Here is a 20,168-nt window from a genome sequence, read left to right as displayed (position 1 = left end):
CTCCCCCCCCCCCGGCCGACGGTACCGATGGCAAAGCCGAGGCCGGATTCGACGGCGTGCAGGTGCGCTGGCTCGGCGACACTCCGCCGGGCGAGCTGCAGACTGCGGCGACCTTCGGCGCTCCGCTGCCGCGGGGGACCGTGGCCTCCGCAGACCTCCTCGAGGTCGTCGACGAGACCGGTGAACCGGTCGCGGCCCAGCTCTGGCCGCTGGCGACCTGGCCGGACGGCTCGCTGAAGTGGGCGGGCGTGGCGACGGCCGACGCGCGCGACGGGTATCGGGTGGTGCCGGCATCCGCTCCGGGTACGGAAACGGGCTCGGCCCTCGGCACGACGGATGCCACAGCGCAGGCCGTTCGCGTGACTCGCGACGCCGACGGCGTGCGCGTCGACACGGGAGCGGTGTCGCTCCTGGTGCCGGCGTCGGGACCGGCGCTGCTGCGCGACGTGCGGATCGACGGTCGCGAGGTCGCGCGTGACGCGCGTCTCGTCAGCGTGCTGCAGACCACGGCGCCCGAAGAAGAGGAACGGCGCGAACGGTCCGACTTCGAGAGCGACGTCACCTCGGTGGAGGTCGAGCAGGACGGTCCCGTTCGTGCCGTGGTGCGTGTGCAGGGCGTTCACCGTGCACTCGACGGCGACCGCAGCTGGCTGCCGTTCAGCGTCCGTCTCTACTTCACTGCCGGACGCGAGGGCGTGCGGATGCTGCACTCCTTCGTGTGGGACGGCGACGCCGATCGCGACTTCCTCGCCGGACTCGGCCTGCGCGTGAGCGTTCCGCTGCGAGAAGCGCTGCACGACCGGCACGTGCGCATCGCGGGCGCCGAGGGCGGCGTCTTCGCGGAGGCCGTTCGGGGCGTCACGGGGCTGCGCCGCGATCCTGGCGACGCCGTGCGCTCCGCTCAGATCGCCGGACGCCCGACCCCGCCGCTGGAGGAGTGGGCGCCGACCGTGTCCAAGCGGCTGGCGCTGATCCCCACGTGGAACGACGTCACGCTGTCGCAGCCCACCCCCGACGGATTCACCCTGCGCAAGCGCACCGCTGCCGGCCACGCGTGGGTCGGCATCGCCGCCGGCACGCGCGCCGAGGGATACGCCTACCTCGGCGACGTCACCGGTGGAGTCGGACTGGGTGTGCGGGACTTCTGGCAGTCGTACCCGGTGCAGCTCGATGTGCGCAACGCGACGACGGACACCGGATCGCTGACCGCGTGGCTGTACTCGCCGGAATCCGAGCCGATGGACATGCGGTTCTATCACGACGGCCTCGGGCAGGACGACTTCGAGACGCAACTCGAAGGCCTCGAGATCACGTACGAGGACTACGAGCCCGGATTCGGTGACGCCCATGGCATCGCCCGCACGCACGAGCTGTGGCTGCGCCCGTACGGGGCGACACCGGCGACGACGGTGTTCGCGGAGCACGCCCGGCTCGTGGCGGACCCGGCGCAGCTCGCCGCCGCGCCCGAGAGCATCCGCGCCGCAGGAGTGTTCGGAGACTGGGCGTTGCCCGATCGGAGCGTGCCGGAGAAGGCACATCTGGAGGACCAGCTCGACGCGCTCTTCGCGTTCTACCGCGATCAGATCGACCAGCGACGCTGGTACGGGTTCTGGAACTACGGCGACATCATGCACACGTACGACCGCGACCGGCACGTGTGGCGGTACGACGTCGGCGGGTACGCGTGGGACAACTCTGAGCTCTCGCCCGACCTGTGGCTCTGGTACTCGTTCCTGCGCACCGGTCGCAAGGACGTGTTCCGCATGGCGGAGGCGATGACGCGCCACACAGGCGAGGTCGACACGTACCACGCGGGCCGCTTCACGGGCCTCGGATCGCGGCACAACGTGCAGCACTGGGGATGCAGCGCCAAGCAGCTGCGCATCAGCAGCCCCGCATACCGGCGGTTCTTCTACTTCCTGACGGCCGACGAGCGCACGGGCGATCTGCTGCACGAGCTGCGCGACAGCGACCGCACCTTCCTGGCCCTCGATCCGACCCGCAAGGTGCGTCCGGATGCCGCCACCTATCGCCCCGACCAGCACGCGCTGGCCATCGGGCTGGGCACCGACTGGGGTGCACTCGCCGCGACGTGGCTGACGGAATGGGAGCGCTCCGGCGACGAGTGGTCCCGTGATCGGCTGCTCGGCACCATGGAGGACATCGGATCCCTCCCGCAGGGATTCCTCACCGGCGAGGCCCTGTACGACCTGAGCACCGGACGCTTCGACACCTCGCGCGACCGCATCTCCGTGTCGCACCTGAGCGCCGTGTTCGGCCTCGTCGAGATGTGCAGCGAACTGATCGCACTGGTCGACGTCCCCGGATTCCGTGATGCCTGGCTGCAGTACTGCCGTCTGTTCCTGGCGACGGATGAGGAGCAGCTCGCCGCCGTGGGCCAGGTGCTCGAAGGCACCAACCTCACGCAGGCGCACAGTCGGCTGCTGGCCTACGTCGCGAACGCGATGGGCGACGAGGAGCTGGCGCGGCGCGTCTGGCGTGCGTTCGATGCATCAGGAGAATTCCTGGCCAGAGGTGATTTCCACGATGCGGATGCCGCATTCCACGTGCACACCGTGTTGCCGCCCGAGGTGCTCGCTCCCGTGCAGGAGGCCGACCGCGTCTCGACGAACGCGTCGGCGCAGTTCGGGCTCGCTGCCATCCAGAACCTGGCGCTCGTCGGCGACGCGATCGCCGAGCGTTCGCTGGAGCCGGACGTGGACGCGGAAACCGTCCGCACGAAGGCGTAAAGGCTCTCGTCGGGGTGCGCGAGTCGGCGCGCGCGCCCCGACGAGATCGCGCGGGAGCGGTGGCGTCCCGACGACTCCCGCACGATGAGCTCGAAGCCCGCCTGTTCGCGTCGGCCGGGTGCGGTGTGGCCCGCGATGCGCTCCGTGAGCATCTCAACGGCACGTCGGGCGATGGTCGCCTTGTCGGGCGCGATCGTGGTCAGTGACGGCATCGAATACCGGCCGTCCTCGATGTCGTCGAAGCCGACGAAAGCGAGCTGTCGTGGAATCTCCAGACCTCGTTCCCACGCGGCGCGCATCGCGCCCAGAGCGAGCAGGTCGTTGAAGCAGAACACGCCGTCCGGCGGATCGGTCTGATCCAGCATCGCCCGCATCGCCACGGCTCCACTCTCCCGCGTATATTCCACCCGAGACATATAGCGGAACGGATCCAGTCCGGCCTCCGTCATTGCTGAGACGAAACCGGCCTCACGCTGGGCTGTCGTGCCTGCTTCGCGACTCTGTCGACCGAGCGCCGCGATGCGCGTCCTGCCGGTTTCGATGAGATGACGCGTCGCAACGTATGCAGCCTCGACGCCGTCCACGGCGATCTGGTCGACGCCGGGACCGTAGTCCTCCTCGCCGAGCAGCACGATGGGTTGCGTCGCCGCGGCGGCCTCGATGTCGGCCGCCGTCAGGTTGAGCGCATTCAGGAGCACGCCATCGAACGGGGCGGAGACCGATCCGCCTTGCAGCACGGCGCGTTCACGCTCCGGATCGCCGTTGGTCTGATCGATGACGAGCGTCAGCGACCTTCGGTCCAACTCGGGGATCAACGACCGTGCGAGGTCGGAGAAGTAGGGGATGTCGAGCTCGGGCACAACGAATGCGATGACTCCGGTACGACTGGTTCGAAGGCCTCGAGCGTGCGGGTTCGGGCGGTAACCCAGCTCGTCGATCACGGCTTGCACACGTCTGCGGGTCTCCGCACCGACACGGCTGGGGATGTTGACGACGTTGGAGACGGTGCGCTGAGACACACCGGCGACCTTCGCCACGTCGTGGGCCGTCACCGCCATGGAGACCTCCTGTTGCATCTCACGAGCGACCGGCGCTGCTGGATCCGGATATGCGCTCAGAGTACTGCCCGCCACCGTTCCGACTGCATCGTGGCAAACGTTTGCCAAATTCTTGTGCTACGTAGCACGTCGGAACTACGGTGGCATCCGTTCTACGTAGCACAAGCGGGCACCGGCGCCACCGGATCGCCCGGAACTGCCGTCGAAGGAGATGAGCACCATGCCCCCCACCACCGCCACCCTGATCGTTCGGGAGGCCGCGTGAGCGCCCTGAACGAACTGCGAGCGCTGAAGGTTCCCAAGGGGACGAAGCGCGTCAAGGACAAGTCGGAGACCAAGGACAACAAGGCGGCGGCGGTCTTCTTGCTGCCGTGGCTGATCGGATTCTTCGCCATCACGCTCGGCCCCATGGTCGCCTCGCTGTACCTGTCCTTCACCGACTACAACCTGCTGCAGAACCCGCACTTCACCGGCCTCACGAACATCGAGCGGATGCTCCAGGACTCGGATCTCGGGAGCTCGTTGATCGTCACCATCGTCTACACGGTGATCTCGGTGCCGCTCCAGCTCGCTGTCGCGCTCGCCATCGCCGTGCTCCTGGACCGAGGGATGCGCGGTCTCGCGTTCTACCGATCGGTGCTGTATCTGCCGTCCCTGCTGGGAGGCAGCGTGGCCATCGCCGTTCTGTGGCGCCTCGTGTTCGGCGGCGAAGGGCTGGTCAACGCGTTCCTCGCCCTGTTCGGCATCCACGGACCGTCGTGGATCGCATCCCCGAACACGGCGCTCGGCACGCTGATCATCCTGCATGTCTGGACGTTCGGTGCACCGATGGTGATCTTCCTCGCGGGCCTGAGGCAGATCCCTCGAGAACTGTACGAGGCGGCATCCACCGACGGTGCAGGCAAGTGGCGTCAGTTCCGCTCGATCACACTGCCGATGCTGAGCCCGATCGTCTTCTTCAACCTCGTGCTCGGCATCATCGGCGCGTTCCAGTCGTTCACACAGGCCTACGTCATCTCGAACGGTTCGGGCGGGCCGACGAACTCGACCCTCTTCATCACTCTGTACCTCTACCAGAAGGCCTTCGGCAGCCTGCAGATGGGATACGCCTCCGCGATCGCGTGGCTTCTGCTGGTGATCGTCGGTGCCGCGACAGCCGTCAACTTCTGGGCCTCCAAGTATTGGGTTTTCTACGATGACTGATCAGCAGACCATCCAGCGTTCTCCGCTCTCGATGCCGGCCGCAGGCATCCGCACGGCACGTGCCCCTCGGGATGCCGCAGCTCGCCGCCGCCGCGTGTGGAGCGTGCTCAGGCACGTGGTTCTCATCGTGCTCTGCGTCGTCATGCTCTACCCGGTGCTGTGGATGGTGGCGAGCTCGCTGCGACCCAACGGGTACATCTTCAACAACCCGAGCCTCGTGCTCAACACGTTCGAGGTGCAGAACTACACCCGCGGATGGGACGCGCTGCAGGCACCGTTCAGCACCTACCTGCTGAACTCGGCGATCATCGTCATCGGCGCGATCATCGGCAACCTGCTGACCTGCTCGCTGGCCGCGTACGCGTTCGCCCGACTGCGGTTCCGGTTCAAGCGGCTGGCGTTCGGGGCGATGCTCGTCACGATGATGCTGCCCATCCAAGTGCTGATCATCCCGCAGTACGTGCTCTACGCGCAGCTCGGCTGGATCAACACCTTCCTTCCGCTGATCCTGCCGAAATTCCTCGCCACCGACGCGTTCTTCATCTTCCTGATGGTGCAGTTCATCCGCGGCATTCCGAGGGAGTTGGACGAAGCGGCGCGGATCGACGGCGCCGGCCATGCGCGCATCTTCCTGCAGATCATCCTCCCGCTGATGAAGCCGGCGCTCGCGACTGCGGCCATCTTCACGTTCATCTGGACCTGGAACGACTTCTTCTCGCAGCTGATCTTCGTCACGGCACCTGACAAGTACACGGCATCCGTCGCACTGCGCCAGTTCGTCGACCCGACATCCCAGTCCGACTTCGGAGCGCTCTTCGCCATGAGCGTGGTCACCCTCATTCCGGTCTTCCTCGCATTCCTGTTCGGTCAGCGATTCCTGCTGCGGGGCATCGCGACCACCGGAGGCAAGTGAGCGGATGCCCGCCAGTGCGTTCTCGAGACCCCTTGGGGTTCCCCGGAGAGCCCGCCCGATCGACCCCTCTGAACACCACGTCACGTCATCCATTCGAAGGAGAATCATGAAACGTCCCACCCGCATACGCCGGCACGCCATCGCTGCGGTCGCCGCGATCTCCGCACTCCTGCTCAGCGGCTGCGCCGTCAGCGGCGGCGGAACCGCCGCCGGCAGCACCGACGGAGGCGCCAAGCTCAGTGACAAGCCGGTGACCATCTCGCTCTACTGGTGGGGTTCGGCCTCACGCGTCACCTCGACCGAGGCTGCGGTGAAGCTGTTCGAGAAGGCGCATCCCAACATCACCGTGAAGATGCAGTCGACCGACTGGGGCAGCTACTGGGACAAGCTCGCCACGAGCGTCGCCGGAGGCCAGGCGCCCGACGTCATGCAGTTCGACCAGGTCTACGTCGCGTCGTATGCGCAGCGCGGCGCGCTCGCCGATCTCGGCGACTACAGCAAGTACCTCGACACCTCCTACCTGTCGAAGAACGTGCGAGACACCGGTGAATACGACAGCAAGCTCTACGCGGTGCCGATCGGCCTGAACTCGATCGGTGTCGCGATCAACAAGAGCGTGCTGGACGAATACGGCGTGAAGATGCCGGACACGACATCGTGGACGTGGGACGACCTGACCGCTCTGGCGAAGAAGATCACCAAGGCGTCCGACGGAAAGGTGCTCGGGCTCGACCCGCTGGGCGGAGACTCGGTCTCTCTCACGCTGTGGGCGAGGCAGCACGGGAACGCGCTGTTCAACGACAAGGGTGATGTGGTGCTGAAGCCGTCGGTGCTCACCGACTACTGGAAGTACTCGCTCGCCCAGATCAAGGAGGGCATCACGCCCAGCGCATCCCAGCTCGCCGAGGGCTCGGGGGCGACGATCGACCAGACCGATCTCGCCACCGGCAAGGTCGCGATGACGTTCGTTCCGTCGAACCTCACCGCGTACCAGGTGGCAGCGCCGGACGAGAAGCTCGACATGCTGCCCTTCCCAGCAGACTCGAACGCGAAGAAGGGATGGCAGTACCTGAAGTCGTCGATGTACTGGACGCTCTCGAGCAAGTCGCAGCATCCGGCAGAGGCGGCCGAGCTGATCGACTACCTGACCACGAACTCCAAGGTCGGAAAGCTGTTCGGCGCCGAGCGCGGAACGCCCGCCAACCCTTCGTTCCAGAAGGTGATCACGCCCGATCTGGCTGGATCGGACAAGATCGTCATGAACTACATCAAGCAGGCCACCGCAGAGTCGGGAACTCCAGCTCCGATCACCCCGGTGGGCGGCCAGGACGCCGACAGCCTGCTCAGCCAGTACTGGCAGAACGTGCAGTTCGGCAAGGCGACGCCGGAGCAGGCGGCACAGCAGTACATCGCAGAACTGAAGAAGGACATCGCAGCAGCCAAGGGCTGACGGCGAGAGCTGCGTGGTGGGGCGTCGTGCCAGGCGCCCCACCACTGCGCGTCCTCCACAAAGGCCCGGCCTCGTGCGCCGGTCTCGACCACGCGCCCGACCTCGAAGACGGTCCGCGCACCACATCGCTTGGGAACCAGACATCATGACACACCCCCTTTCCTTTCCGGCAGCGCTTCCGAACGGACGCGGCGACGACCATCAGCAGCCCAGGCCCGAGTATCCGCGTCCGCAGTTGGTGCGCGACGGCTGGCTGAACCTCAACGGCACGTGGGAGTTCGAGATCGACGCCGGCGACAGTGGGCTGGAGCGCGGGCTTCTGGCGCGGAAACTCGTGGATACGATCACGGTGCCGTTCGCACCGGAGTCCGCGGCATCCGGAATCGAGAACACCGACTTCATGGATGCCGTCTGGTACCGCACGCGGTTCACGGTGCCTGAGGGCTGGGACGGCAAGCACGGCATCCTCCACTTCGGTGCCGTCGACCACGACACGACCGTGTGGGTGGACGGGGTCGAAGCCGTGCGCCACCGCGGCGGATTCACTCCGTTCAGGGCGCAGCTGGGTGAACTGACGCCGAGCGCCGAGATCACGGTGGTCGTGCGTGCCCGCGACCTGCGACGCGAGCCGAAAGCGGGTGGCAAGCAGGCCACCTGGTACGAGAACACCGACTGCTACTACACGCGCACCACCGGCATCTGGCAGACCGTGTGGGTGGAGGCGGTCGACCCGCTGCACCTGCGTCGGGTGCGGATCACGCCGGACCTCGACTCGCGCTCGTTCCAGTGCGAGCTGGTGCCCAGCCGCAATGTCGCAGGTGCGACCGCCACGCTGCGCCTGTACGCGAACGGATCCCTCGTCACGACCGCCGTCGCCGGCCTGAGCACGGGCCTGTCGGGAACGGTTCGACTCGAGGTCGCCGAGGGCGACGTGCGCCCGTGGTCGCCGGCGGACCCCTTCCTCTACACGCTCGAGATCGACGTGGCGGACGCCTCGGGTACGGTCACCGACCGCGTCTCGAGCTATGCGGGGCTGCGCGCGGTCGCGATCGACGGAACAGCGGTGCTCCTCAACGGTGAGCACGTGTTCCAGAGACTGGTATTGGACCAGGGGTACTGGCCGGAGTCCCTCATGACCGCGCCCAGCGATGACGCGCTCGTGCGGGACATCCGCCTAGGCATGGAGGCAGGTTTCAACGGCGCGCGGCTCCACCAGAAGGTCTTCGAGGAGCGCTATCTGTACCACGCCGACCGGCTGGGATACCTGGTGTGGGGCGAGTTCGGGGACTGGGGCGTCTCGGGAGCCGGAACGATCGGTCACAATCAGGGGCCGACCGCATCCTTCATCACGCAGTGGCTCGAGGCGCTCGAACGCGACGTGAACCACCCGGCGATCATCGGCTGGTGCCCGCTGAACGAGACGCATCAGACGCTGCACGATCGCATCACCGTGCTCGACGACGTGACGCGCGGCATGTTCCTGGCGACGAAGCTGGCCGATCCGTCGCGTCCGGTGATCGACGCGTCGGGGTACTCGCATCGAGTACTCGAGGCCGACGTGTGGGATGCCCACTCGTACGAGCAGGATCCGGTCGCGTTCGCCCACGAGCAGGCAGGATGCGCCGATGGGCAACCCTACTTCAACACGGAGGACGGGCGTCTCATCTCCGTTCCGTACGACGGCCAGCCGTTCTTCGTCTCCGAGTTCGGCGGCATCTGGTGGAACGAGGAGATCGCCCGGGCAGACGACGGCCGCTACTCATGGGGATACGGACAGCGCGTACGCACCATCGAGGAGTTCTACGAGCGGTTCGCCGGTCTCGTGGACGTGCTCCGCCAGGATCCGAGCATGTTCGGCTACTGCTACACGCAGCTCACCGACACGTTCCAGGAGCAGAACGGCCTGTACGACTTCCATCGGCGGCCCAAGTTCGACCTGGAGCGCATCCGCGCCGTGCTGGGGGCGCCAGCAGCGTACGAGTCGCGTTCGCGCGACTGACTCGTCGAGACGTCAGGAAATGTCATCCGCTGGATGGCGGTTTCGGCCGGTCGGACATCGCATTTCCTGACGTCTCGCGGCTGCTCCGCCTTCGTGAAACTCTTCAGCGCCCTGGATTCGTGAAACGCTTCAGAGGGCAGAAGATGCTCCTCGCTTCGTCGCGAACAGCATTTTCTGCCCTTCAAACGCGTTCTCTGAGGGCCAACGGTCGCGATGGCGATGGCGATGGCGGTCGCGATGGCGATGGCGATGCGCGCGTCAGCGCGGCTCGTACCTCGTCGTCTCCTGCGTCGCGATGACGAGGCGGCGCAGGACGTCGAGTCCGCCGGACACCGCGCCCGCGGCGCGAGCCTGAACGAGCACGTTTCCGAGTGCCGTCGCCTCGACGGGTCCCGCGATCACCGGGACTCCGGCGCGGTCCGCCGTCGCCTGGCAGAGCAGCACGTTCTGCGATCCGCCACCGACGATGTTGATGGCAGAGAGCGGAGTGCCTGCGAGAGCGGATGCCCGTGCAGCGGCGCGCGCGAACGCATCCGCGAGCGACTCCACGATGCTCCGCACGTATTCCGCCCGGCTGCCGGGGGCGCGACCCGCGGCCTCGACGCAGAGCTGGGCGACCCTGGAAGGCATGTCGCCCTGGGGCATCAGCCGCGGATCGTCGATGTCGAAGAGTATGAACGACACGTCAGGCCCGGACGCCTCGGCGAGGAGCTCGGAGAGCAGTCGTGCCGGGTCGGGCTGCCTCGAATCGGTGTTGGGCCTCGAATCGGTGTCGCGCCACGCACGCACGCACTCGTTCAGCACCCACAGACCCATCACGTTGTGCAGAAGCCTGGTCGTGGCGTCGACGCCGCGTTCGTTCGTGAAGCCTGCGTCGCGGGCCTCGGCCGTGAGCACCGGGGTCGCGGTCTCGGCGCCGACGAGACCCCAGGTGCCGCACGAGATGAACGCGGAGCCCTCGCCGGCGGAGGTCGCGAACGGCGTCGCGACAACCGCGGATGCCGTGTCGTGCGAGCCGACGGCGACGACCGGCGTCGAATCCACGAGCCCGGTCCGCGCCGTGATCTCCGCGGTCAGCGTGCCGATCACCGTTCCCGGACGCACGATGGGCGGCAGGATGTCCGTCGGCAGCCCGACCCGCGCCGCGAGGTCCGTGTCCCAGTGCGGGTCCGCATCCGTCGCCGCCACGAGACCGGTGGTCGAGGCGTTCGTTTCCTCGGCGACGCGGACGCCTGTGAGCCAGTAGGCGAAGAGGTCAGGGATCAAGGCGATGCCGTCGCGATCGCCGCTTGAGCCGGCGTTGTCGCCGGTCGAGCTTCCGCGGTCGGCGTTCGAACCGTGGTTGCGGTGGCGAACGCCATCAGGGTGCAGCGCGCTGTCCGCCGCGAACTGGTACAGCGTGTTGAACGGCAGGAACTGGAGCCCATTGTGCTCGTAGAGCTCGTCGAAGGGGACGAGCCGGTGCACGGCATCCACTCCCGCGTCGTTGCGGGCGTCCCGGTAGTGGAACGGCTCCGCCACGAGCTCGCTGCCGCGCAGAATGCCGTAGTCCACCGCCCAGGAGTCGATGCCGATCGATGCGATGCGCTCGCCGCGACGGGCGGCGGAGGCCGCGGCATCCGCGAGTCCGTCGAGCACAGCGTCGCGTAGGGCCGCGATGTTCCAGTGCAGGCCGTCGGCGCGCTGCACCGGTTCGTTCGGGAAGCGCGCCACCTCCTCCAGCTCCAGCAGCGGGGCGGTGGCTTCCGCCGTCGAACCGGGGATCCGGGCGGCGGCGCCGTCGGTCTCGCCGCCGGCGCGGACACGAGCGAGCATGACCCGTCCGCTGGTCGCACCGAGATCAACGGCGGCGACCACCAGGGGTGCGTCTCCGTCGGGGAGCTGCTCGCTCATCGCAGGAACGCGGCCGCGACGCCCGAGTCGACGGGGATGTGGAGTCCCGTCGTGCGACTGAGCTCGGGTCCCGTGAGCACGTATACGGCGTCGGCGACGTTCTCGGGCACGACCTCGCGCTTGAGGATGGTGCGGTTCGCGTAGTACTGGCCGAGGTCCTCTTCCTTCACGCCGTACGTTGCTGCCCGGTTGGCGCCCCATCCCGAGGCGAAGATGCCGGAGCCGCGCACGACGCCGTCGGGGTTGATGCCGTTGACCCGCACACCGTGCTCGCCCAGCTCGACCGCCAGCAGGCGCACCTGGTGCGCCTGGTCGGCCTTCGTCGCGGAATAGGCGATGTTGTTCGGGCCGGCGAAGACGCTGTTCTTCGACGAGATGTAGACGATGTCACCACCCATGCCCTGGGCGATGAGAGCGGATGCCGCGGCCTTCGACACGAGGAACGACCCCTTGGCCATCACGTCGTGCTGCAGATCCCAGTCCTTCTCGGTGGTCTCCAGCAGCGGCTTCGAAAGCGAGAGCCCGGCGTTGTTGACCACGAGGTCGATGCCGCCGAACGCGAGCACCGTCGCGTCGATGGCGGCCTGCACACCCTCGGCGTCCGCGACGTTCGCTGCGACGCCGATCGCGACATCCGTGGTGCCGAGCTCGGCCGCCACGGCCTGCGCCTTCTGGAGGTCGAGGTCGGCCACGACGACGCAGGCGCCTTCTTTCGCCAGGCGCGTTGCGATGGCCTTTCCGATACCGGATGCCGCGCCGGTGACGAACGCGATGCGTCCCTGGTGGGTCTTCGGCTTCGGCATGCGCTGCAGCTTGGCCTCCTCGAGCGCCCAGTACTCGATGCGGAACTTCTCAGCATCCGAGATGGGGGAGTACGTCGAGAGCGACTCCGCGCCGCGCATCACGTTGATGGCGTTGACGTAGAACTCACCGGCCACGCGTGCGGTCTGCTTGTTGGCGCCGTAGCTGAACATGCCGACGCCGGGAACGAGCACGATGAGCGGATCAGCACCGCGGATCGCAGGGCTGTCGGCAGTCGCGTGCGCGTCGTAGTACGCCTGGTAGTCGGCGCGATACTGACCGTGCAGCTCCTTCAGGCGGGCGATCTGCTCCTCGACGGATGCCGTGGCCGGCAGATCGAGCAGCAGCGGCTTCACCTTGGTGCGCAGGAAGTGGTCGGGGCAGCTGGTGCCGAGCGCGGCCAGCGCAGGCGCCTTCTCCGACGCCAGGAAGTCGAGCACGACATCCGAGTCGGTGTAGTGCCCGACCATGGGCTTGTCGTGGGATGCCAGGCCGCGGATCGTGGGGGCGAGCGCCGCCGCACGGGCCGCACGCTCGGCATCCGCAAGGGCCTCGAATCCGGCCCGAACAGCGCCGAACGGTTCGGGATGCCCGTGCTCGGCGATGTAGTCCGCAGCGGTCTCGATGATCCACAGCGAGTTCGCTTCGGCTTCCTCGGAGGTGTCGCCCCATGCGGTGATGCCATGGCCACCGAGCACGGCACCGACGACCTCGGGGTTCGCGGCTTTGATGGCAGCGAGGTCCAGGCCGAGCTGGAAGCCTGGACGGCGCCACGGAACCCACGCCACCTTGCCGCCGAAGATCGTGGCGGTCAGGGCCTCGCCGTCCGCGGCGGTCGCGATCGCGATTCCGGAGTCCGGGTGCAGATGGTCGACGTGCGCGGCATCCACCAGTCCGTGCATGGCGGTGTCGATCGACGGTGCCGCGCCGCCCTTGCCGTGCAGGCAGTAGTCGAACGCGGCGACCATCTCGTCCTCGCGCTCGACGCCCGGGTACACGTTCACCAGGGAACGCAGCCGGTCCAGACGCAGCACGGCCAGACCCGACTCCGTCAGCGTGCCGAGGTCTCCGCCGGATCCCTTCACCCACAGCAGCTCGACATCTTCACCCGTGACGGGATCGGTCTCGGTGCCCTTCGCGGACGTGTTGCCGCCCGCGTAGTTCGTGTTGCGCGGATCGGAGCCCAGGCGATTGCTGCGCGCGATGAGCTCGCTCGCGGTCTGGTTGGTCATGGCTGGTTCCTTCTAGGTGGATGCGGGCTCAGGTGGGTGCTGGGCGCTCAGGCGGATGCGGGGAGCGAGCGGATGCGCGCGGCGTACCGGTCGATGGAGACCGTCGCGGCCGGCTCGTCCGGCCGGTTGAGGTACCCGTGTCCGGTGCCGGGCTCGGTGAGGACCTGGATGTCGCGCCCGGCGGCTCGCAACGTCGCCGCGAACACCTCGCCGGAGACGCGCAGCTCGTCGACCTCGCCGTTGATCATGATCGTCGGCGGAAACTCCGCCAGGTCGGATGTCGTCGCGAGCCCTGGAGCGGCCATGATGTCGGCGCTCTCGGCAGGCGCGTCGAGGTAGTTCTCGTACATGGAGCGCACGGGATCGGGTCCGAAGCGGTCGGCATCCGGGTCGGCGTCGAGTGCCGAGCGCAAGGCAGCATCCGGTGCCGGCTGGATGGCGAGCAGCGTCGGATACGCGAGCACGTCCAGTGCCGGCACGGGTCCGCCTTCCGCCATGAGCCGCAGCGTCGCACCGGCGGCGAGGTTGCCGCCCGCGCTCGCGCCGCCGAGCGCCCACGCGCCCGTCGCCAGACCGGATGCCACGGCCCATCCGAACGCGAACGCCACCTCCTGGGACGCGACGGGATAGTGCACGCCGTCGCGTCCGGATCCGTTCTCGGCGGCCTGCGGTGCGAGGCGGTAGTCGACCGAGACGACGACGATGCCGCGCGCGGCGAACGACCGTGCGACCCAGTCTCCCTCCGGCATGTCGAGGTCACCGGCCCAGAATCCACCGCCGTGCAGCCACACGAGGCCTTGGCCGCTTGCTTCTCCGCTCGGACGGTAGATCCTCACCGGGACCGCGCCGTGCGGACCGTCGATGGTGCGGTTCTCGGTGGCGATGCCGGCGATCAGGTCGGCGGTGATGGTCGGTGCAGCCGATTCCGGTGCTGCCGTCGGCTGCTGTGTCGCGGGAGATGAGGTCGTCATGCGCCCCATCCTGCCTGGGTGCCGCCGACGCGCTCGGCTTCGATCTTCTCCTGGTATCCGGATGCCGCATACGCAGCCATCGGATCGCGCGGAAGACCGCGGGACTCACGCCAGTCGGCGAGGTCGGAACGGACATCCGTGTAGAAGGCGTCCATCACGATGCCGTTGGCGGCCAGCACGTCGCCTGCGGCCTGGGCTGCCGACAGCGCGTCGCGGTCGACGAGCAGCGCGCGGGCCGTCATCTCCTGCACGTTGAGCACGGAGCGGATCTGGCCCGGCACCTTCTTCTCGATGTTGTGGCACTGATCGAGCATGAACGCGACGTCGGGGTTGGCGTATCCGCCGCCGCGGATCACCTCGAGGATGATGCGGAACAGCTGGAACGGATCCGCGGCCCCCACGATGAGGTCGTCGTCGGCGTAGAAGCGCGAGTTGAAGTCGAACGAGCCGAGCTTTCCGAGGCGCAGCAGCTGCATCACGATGAACTCGATGTTCGTGCCTGGCGCGTGGTGGCCGGTGTCGAGGCACACCACGGCGCGGTCGCCGAGGGCGGCGGTCTGCGCGTACGAGGTGCCCCAGTCCGGAACGTCGGTGTGGTAGAACGCGGGCTCGAAGAACTTGTACTCGAGCACAAGACGCTGGCCTTCGCCGATCCGCTCGTAGATCTTCGACAGCGAGTCGTGCAGGCGGTCCTGGCGGGCGCGCATGTCGTCCTGGCCGGGGTAGTTGGTGCCGTCGGCCAGCCAGATCTTGAGGTCACGGCTGCCGGTCTCGTTCATGATGTCGATGCACTCGAAGTGGTGATCGATCGCCTTCTGGCGGATCACCGGGTCCGAATGTGTGACGGAGCCGAGTTTGTAGTCGTCGTCCTGGAACGTGTTCGAGTTGATCGTGCCCAGCTCGACGCCGTTGTCCTCGGCGTGCTTCTTCAGCTCGGAGTACGACGGCACCTTGTCCCACGGGATGTGCAGAGCGACGGTCGGCGCGAGGCCGGTGTTCTTGTGCACCTGCGCGGCATCGGAGATCTTCTCGAACGGGTCGCGCGGAGTGCCGGCCGAGCCGAAGACCTTGAAGCGGGTGCCCGAGTTGCCGAACGCCCAGCTCGGCAGCTCGATCGCCTGCTGTGCGAGCAGGTCGAGGGTGGCGGACGGGATGGTCATGGTGGTGCCTTTCTTACCGGCCCCGCATCCTCGCGGGGAACTGCTGTGGTCGAAGTCTGCGCCTACGCGGACGCGTCTGTGGTGTCGATCGCGTCCGACGAGGAGGCGGCGTCCGGGGCGCTCTCGGTTGCGGAATCCGCTGCCGCGAGGAGATCGGCGAGGTTGAACACCTCGGGAAGCTGCTCGGATGCCTGGTCCGCGCGCCCGTCGAGCGCTACGAAGAAGCGGCCCATGTCGGCCTCCCACCTCGCAGCCACCTCGGATTCTGCGAGGTAGCGGTCGCTGGCGGCCGCGTCATCCGTCTCGAAATACCCGATCAGCTCGCCGTCGTCGGCGAGGAAGAGGGAGTAGTTGCGCCGCCCGGAGGCCGCGATCTCGCGCAGCATCTCTGGCCACACTTCCGCGTGTCGACGGCGGTATTCGTCGAGGAGTTCCGGGCGCACTCGGAGTCGGAAGCACACACGCTGCGGTGACGACATCGGCCGTCCTCTCCCTTCGCGCTGCGCGTCAGTCGCTCGACTGGGCAGGCGCTATTGAATCGTTTCATAGATCGCGGCCGTCTGCAAGCACGATCACTTGAGCGATACTGGCCCGAGGCGTCCTTGTGAATCGATTCAGCGGTTGATACCGTGACCGTTGTCGGTGGACAGAGCCCGGAAGCGATGCGGAAGCCGTCAGCGCACGCGTATGGTCCGCGGCCGGCGAGAGCGCCGTGAGATGATTCGGTTCACGCGTTTCGAACACCGCCGGCGCAATCCGCCTTTGGAGACGGGAGCGCAGCGGACGCGTTCAGGAGGTGCACATGGTCAGCGTGCGCGACGTGGCAATCGCAGCAGGAGTGTCGGTCGGAACGGTCTCGAACGTGCTGAACCGGCCCGATCGAGTCGCCGCAGCCACCGTCGAGCGTGTCAACGCGGCGATCGCCGAGCTTGGTTTCGTCCGCAACGACGCCGCTCGTCAGCTTCGCGCTGGGCGGAGCCGAAGCATCGGACTGATCGTGCTCGACGTCGGAAACCCCTTCTTCACTGACGTGGCGCGCGGCGCGGAGAGGCGGGCCGCGGAAGACGGCTTCTCCGTGCTGGTCGGCAACAGCGATGAGTCGACCCCGCGCGAGAGCGGCTACCTCGATCTCTTCGAGGAGCAACGCGTGCATGGAGTGCTGATCAGTCCCGTTGCCGACGACCTGCCGCGCTTGCGCAAGACGCGGGAGCGCGGCATCCCCGTCGTTCTCGTCGACCGTGAAGCGCCAGACCACAGCTTTTCCTCCGTCGCCGTCGACGACGTCGCGGGAGGCAAGACCGCCGTGGAACACCTGATCGATATCGGGCGTAAGCGCATCGCCTTCGTTGGCGGCCCCGATTCGATCAGACAGGTGGCGGATCGTCTGGCAGGGGCTCGGATCGCGGCATCCGAACGTGCAGGAGTGGCACTCGAGTACATCCCGACCGCGTCGCTCACGGTGCGAGCCGGCGTGCAAGCCGCGAAGACGTTGCTTGCACGGGATGTATCGCAGCGGCCGGATGCCGTTTTCGCTGCCAACGACCTCATTTCGATCGGCGTGCTGCAGGCCGCCATGCTCGCCGGGGTGCGTCTGCCTCACGACCTCGCCATCGTCGGTTACGACGACATCGACTTCGCCGCCACGGCCACGGTTCCACTGACGTCGATGCGGCAGCCGGCCGCCTTGATCGGCCACACCGCTGTCGATCTTCTCCTCGCGGAAGCGGAACAGGGAGAAGGCTTCGAACCGAAGCAGGTGGTGTACCAGCCGGAACTCGTGGTGCGACAGTCGACCATGCTGGACTGACCGTCCGGAGCGCATGGCGGGTTGGGGAACGCGCAGGTAGCTCGAATCCGAAAGAGAACATCGCGGAGTTCGCGTGAACTCCTCATGTCCCGAGGGTCGACGACGATCACTGGAGGAGCAATGCACCACCACGAGCTGGCTCTCGCCGCGTACATCGACGACGTTCGAAGCGATCCTGACGTGCTCGGGGTGATCCTGGTCGGATCGCCGGCCAGGGGATCGGAACGGGAGAGTTCCGACGTCGACGTCTATCTCGTCGTGACGGACACCGCATTCGAGCGGAGCACGGATGCCGGCAACTTCGCCTGGACCGCCCGTCACGGTCTGGATTACCCCGGGTCATACATCGACGTGAAGCTGGTTTGCCCCGGATATCTCGCGGCGGCCGCGGAGCGCGGAGACGACCCCACCCGGGCCTCGTTCGCTGGGGCTCGGATCGCCTTCTCACGCGGTGAGCCGCTGGATGCCGTGCTCGCCGATATCTCCACTCTTCCCGAGGTCGCGTGGAGCCAACGCATCCGATCGCATGTCGCGCAGGCGCTGCTCTATGGCGGGTACTTCCTCGTGCAGGGCGACGACCGGGGAGACGCGTTCCTCGTGCGTCACGCAGCCGTGCATCTGACCCTCGCGGCGGCACGTGCCGCGCTCGCCTCTGCGCACGTGCTCATGCCGGGACCGAAGTACATTTCCTCCCTCGTGCGATCCGTTCCTTCACCCGAAGGGTTCGTCGACTCGTGGCAACGCGCCGTGGACGAGCCGGGCGTCGAGACTGGATCCGACCTGCTGGCCAGGCTGACGGATTGGCTCGGCGCAGGAGTCACGGCGGATGAAGCGCTGTCCACGTTCATCCGTGACAATGAACTCACCTGGCTGCGTGGGGGCGTTCCCGCCGAATACCTCTAGACGGGTCGCCTGGCGACGCGGCATCCGCGTCTTCATGTTGTTCGCTCGACGCCGAGAACCGGAGTTCGGTGCGTCTCGCTGGCACTCGGCGTGGCGAGGCAGCGCGGGTGAACGCCGATTGTGGGCCGGCCGGATTGTCAGCCCTTGACGGCGCCGCTCGTCATGCCCGCCACGATCTGCCTGTTGAAGAAGATGTACATGATCAGCGGCGGAATCGTGATGAGCAGGATGCTCATGAACAGCAGGTTGTACTGGCTCACCGACTGGCTCTGGTAGTTGTAGAGCGTCAGCTGAACTGTCGGATTGTCACTGCTCGGCAGGAAGTAGAGCGGTCCCGTGAAGTCGTTGAACACCGCGACCGCCTGCACCACGACCACCGTGATCACCACAGGCCGCAGCAGCGGCAGGATGACGCGGAAGAAGAGTCGCATCGGCCCTGCGCCGTCGATGATCGCGGCCTCGTCCAGCTCACGCGGGATGGTGGCCACGAAAGCCCGGAACAGCAGGATCGCGAACGAGAGCCCGAGGGTGGCCTCGATGAGGATCATGCCGGGGAGCGTGTCGAATATTCCGAGGCCTTGAAGCACCCAGATGGTCGGGACAACGGCCGGAGGCACGATCAGTCCGGCGAGCACGAAGAAGTTCGCGACGTGATTCAGCTTCGAACGCTTGCGCTGCAGCAGATAGCCGACCATCGCCGAGAACACGACCATGATGACGACGCTGACGATGGTCAGGATGAAGCTGTTGATGAATGCGGCGAGCAACTGAAAGTTGTTCGTCTGGATCACTTCGAAGAAGTTCTGCCCGACCTGCCACGTGCTTGGCAGTGTGAAGCCCATCAGCCCCGCTTCCTTCGGATCCTTCGCGGCCTGCAGCACCACGAAGATGAACGGCACGAGGAAGACGACGAACGACACCAGGATCGCGATGATGCCGACGAGATACTTCCTGGCGAAGCGGCGGAAGGTCATCGGTCGTCGTGCGGGCTTGTAGCGACGGCGATCGTTGGGGTCCGTCGTGGTGATTGCCTTGGTGACTGTCACAGCTCCGCCTCCCTTCGGTTGAGCAACCATTGGACGGGCACCATGATGGCCGTCACCACGATGAAGAGAATGACGTTGCCTGCGGTGGAGAGCCCGAAGAATCCCGCCTGGTACTGCTTGTAGATGACGGACGCGATGACGTCGCTGGAGAATCCGGGTCCGCCGTTCGTCATGGCCCAGATGAGGTCGAACGACCGCAGTCCGCCGATGAGCGAGAGGATGATGACGGTCGCCATCGCCGGCCGAACGAGCGGCAGGGTGACGTTGCGGAACACGTTCCAGGATCCGGCTCCGTCGACGCGCGCCGCCTCGAAGTACTCGGACGGTATCGCCACGATTCCCGCCATGAAGATGAGGGTCGCGATGCCGACGCCCTTCCAGATGTCGACACCTGCCACGGTCAGCAGCGCGAGGTGCGGATCCGTGTACCACCCGGGCTGCGGCAAGTGGAAGAAGCCGAGCACCGAGTTGACGACGCCATGGAACGGATCCAGCAGCGACTTGAACGTAAGACCGACGCCGACCGTCGAGACGAGCACGGGGAAGAAGACGACAGCGCGCAGGTAGCCGCGACCGAAGATCGGACTGGTGAGAAGCAGCGCGAGCGCGAGGCCGAGTACGACCTTCGCGGCCGACGTCAGGAAGCCGTAGATGAGGGTGTTGATGAAGCCTTGCGTCAGCGCCGGCGTCTGGAAGAACTGGACGAAGTTGCCCAGCCCGATGAACTGCTGACTGAAGAGGGTCCACCTCGTCAGGGCGAAGTAGAACGACGAGAACGTCGGGAGCGCGAAGAAGATGAGGTACAGCACCCCGGCGGGGATGTAGAACCAGGAGGGGTAGGGGCTGCGCACGCCTCGGTGTTTGTCTCCCCGCGATCTGCCCGGCGTCTTCGTGGGGTTCGCGGGGTCGATGCGCACGGCGGTCGTCGTCATTGACACTCCTTCATGGGGAGTGGGGGGCCGAAGGCCTCCCACTCCCACTC

Annotated in this window: 14 protein-coding genes and 1 pseudogene; 7 read left to right on the top strand and 8 right to left on the bottom strand. The window is 66.9% G+C overall.

Going from position 1 to position 20,168, the window contains the following annotated elements; genetic code table 11:
• Positions 1-56 precede the first annotated feature (56 nt).
• Complete coding sequence (locus tag ACX9R5_RS01960; protein ID WP_459409009.1) at positions 57-2,750, top strand: exo-rhamnogalacturonan lyase family protein; 2,694 nt, start codon at positions 57-59, stop codon at positions 2,748-2,750.
• 80 nt (positions 2,751-2,830) lie between these two features.
• Here the strand turns inward: ACX9R5_RS01960 and ACX9R5_RS01955 are convergent.
• Positions 2,831-3,808: pseudogene (locus tag ACX9R5_RS01955) on the bottom strand (LacI family DNA-binding transcriptional regulator); the annotation flags it as partial.
• A 261-nt stretch (positions 3,809-4,069) separates the two neighbouring features.
• Between ACX9R5_RS01955 and ACX9R5_RS01950 the strand changes: the two are divergent.
• The 4 genes from ACX9R5_RS01950 to ACX9R5_RS01935 all read left to right on the top strand — a co-directional run bounded on the left by ACX9R5_RS01950 (position 4,070) and on the right by ACX9R5_RS01935 (position 9,373).
• Entirely contained in the window at positions 4,070-5,011 is a 942-nt protein-coding gene (locus tag ACX9R5_RS01950) for a carbohydrate ABC transporter permease (protein ID WP_459407330.1), read from the top strand.
• On the top strand, positions 5,004-5,924 hold the full coding sequence (locus tag ACX9R5_RS01945; protein ID WP_459407329.1) for a carbohydrate ABC transporter permease: 921 nt from the start codon (positions 5,004-5,006) through the stop codon (positions 5,922-5,924). Before ACX9R5_RS01950 ends, ACX9R5_RS01945 begins: the two co-directional genes overlap by 8 nt.
• A 106-nt stretch (positions 5,925-6,030) precedes the next feature.
• Positions 6,031-7,374 carry an ABC transporter substrate-binding protein gene (locus ACX9R5_RS01940; protein ID WP_459407328.1) on the top strand — a complete coding sequence of 448 codons (1,344 nt, stop codon included), beginning with the start codon at positions 6,031-6,033 and terminating at the stop codon, positions 7,372-7,374.
• 145 nt (positions 7,375-7,519) lie between these two features.
• Positions 7,520-9,373, top strand: coding sequence for a glycoside hydrolase family 2 protein (locus ACX9R5_RS01935; RefSeq protein WP_459407327.1), 1,854 nt, complete (start codon positions 7,520-7,522; stop codon positions 9,371-9,373).
• A 258-nt stretch (positions 9,374-9,631) separates the two neighbouring features.
• Here the strand turns inward: ACX9R5_RS01935 and ACX9R5_RS01930 are convergent, their stop codons facing one another.
• From ACX9R5_RS01930 to ACX9R5_RS01910, 5 genes are all read right to left on the bottom strand, one after another.
• Positions 9,632-11,266 carry a rhamnulokinase gene (locus ACX9R5_RS01930; protein WP_459407326.1) on the bottom strand — a complete coding sequence of 545 codons (1,635 nt, stop codon included), beginning with the start codon at positions 11,264-11,266 and terminating at the stop codon, positions 9,632-9,634.
• On the bottom strand, positions 11,263-13,299 hold the full coding sequence (locus ACX9R5_RS01925) for a bifunctional aldolase/short-chain dehydrogenase (protein ID WP_459407325.1): 2,037 nt from the start codon (positions 13,297-13,299) through the stop codon (positions 11,263-11,265). The genes ACX9R5_RS01930 and ACX9R5_RS01925 overlap by 4 nt, the downstream gene beginning before the upstream one ends.
• A 47-nt stretch (positions 13,300-13,346) precedes the next feature.
• Positions 13,347-14,270: an alpha/beta hydrolase gene (locus ACX9R5_RS01920; protein ID WP_459407324.1), complete on the bottom strand. Its 924-nt coding sequence runs from the start codon at positions 14,268-14,270 to the stop codon at positions 13,347-13,349.
• Positions 14,267-15,430, bottom strand: coding sequence for an L-rhamnose isomerase (gene rhaI / locus ACX9R5_RS01915; protein ID WP_459407323.1), 1,164 nt, complete (start codon positions 15,428-15,430; stop codon positions 14,267-14,269). The genes ACX9R5_RS01920 and rhaI overlap by 4 nt, the downstream gene beginning before the upstream one ends.
• A gap of 62 nt (positions 15,431-15,492) precedes the next feature.
• On the bottom strand, positions 15,493-15,909 hold the full coding sequence (locus ACX9R5_RS01910) for an L-rhamnose mutarotase (RefSeq protein ID WP_459407322.1): 417 nt from the start codon (positions 15,907-15,909) through the stop codon (positions 15,493-15,495).
• A 323-nt stretch (positions 15,910-16,232) separates the two neighbouring features.
• On the opposite strand from ACX9R5_RS01910, the gene ACX9R5_RS01905 reads away from it, so the two are divergent.
• A complete protein-coding gene (locus ACX9R5_RS01905) occupies positions 16,233-17,237 on the top strand; it encodes a LacI family DNA-binding transcriptional regulator (RefSeq protein ID WP_459407321.1) in 1,005 nt (334 codons plus the stop codon).
• A gap of 120 nt (positions 17,238-17,357) precedes the next feature.
• On the top strand, positions 17,358-18,140 hold the full coding sequence (locus ACX9R5_RS01900; RefSeq protein WP_459407320.1) for a hypothetical protein: 783 nt from the start codon (positions 17,358-17,360) through the stop codon (positions 18,138-18,140).
• A 137-nt stretch (positions 18,141-18,277) separates the two neighbouring features.
• Here ACX9R5_RS01900 and ACX9R5_RS01895 read toward each other — a convergent pair whose 3' ends face one another.
• Complete coding sequence (locus ACX9R5_RS01895) at positions 18,278-19,186, bottom strand: carbohydrate ABC transporter permease (protein WP_459407319.1); 909 nt, start codon at positions 19,184-19,186, stop codon at positions 18,278-18,280.
• On the bottom strand, positions 19,183-20,118 hold the full coding sequence (locus tag ACX9R5_RS01890) for a carbohydrate ABC transporter permease (protein WP_459407318.1): 936 nt from the start codon (positions 20,116-20,118) through the stop codon (positions 19,183-19,185). The genes ACX9R5_RS01895 and ACX9R5_RS01890 overlap by 4 nt, the downstream gene beginning before the upstream one ends.
• Positions 20,119-20,168 lie beyond the last annotated feature (50 nt).

This window comes from Rathayibacter sp. CAU 1779, assembly GCF_054551755.1.
Note: the sequence above shows the minus strand (reverse complement) of the source record. Positions and strands in the feature narration are given on the sequence as shown.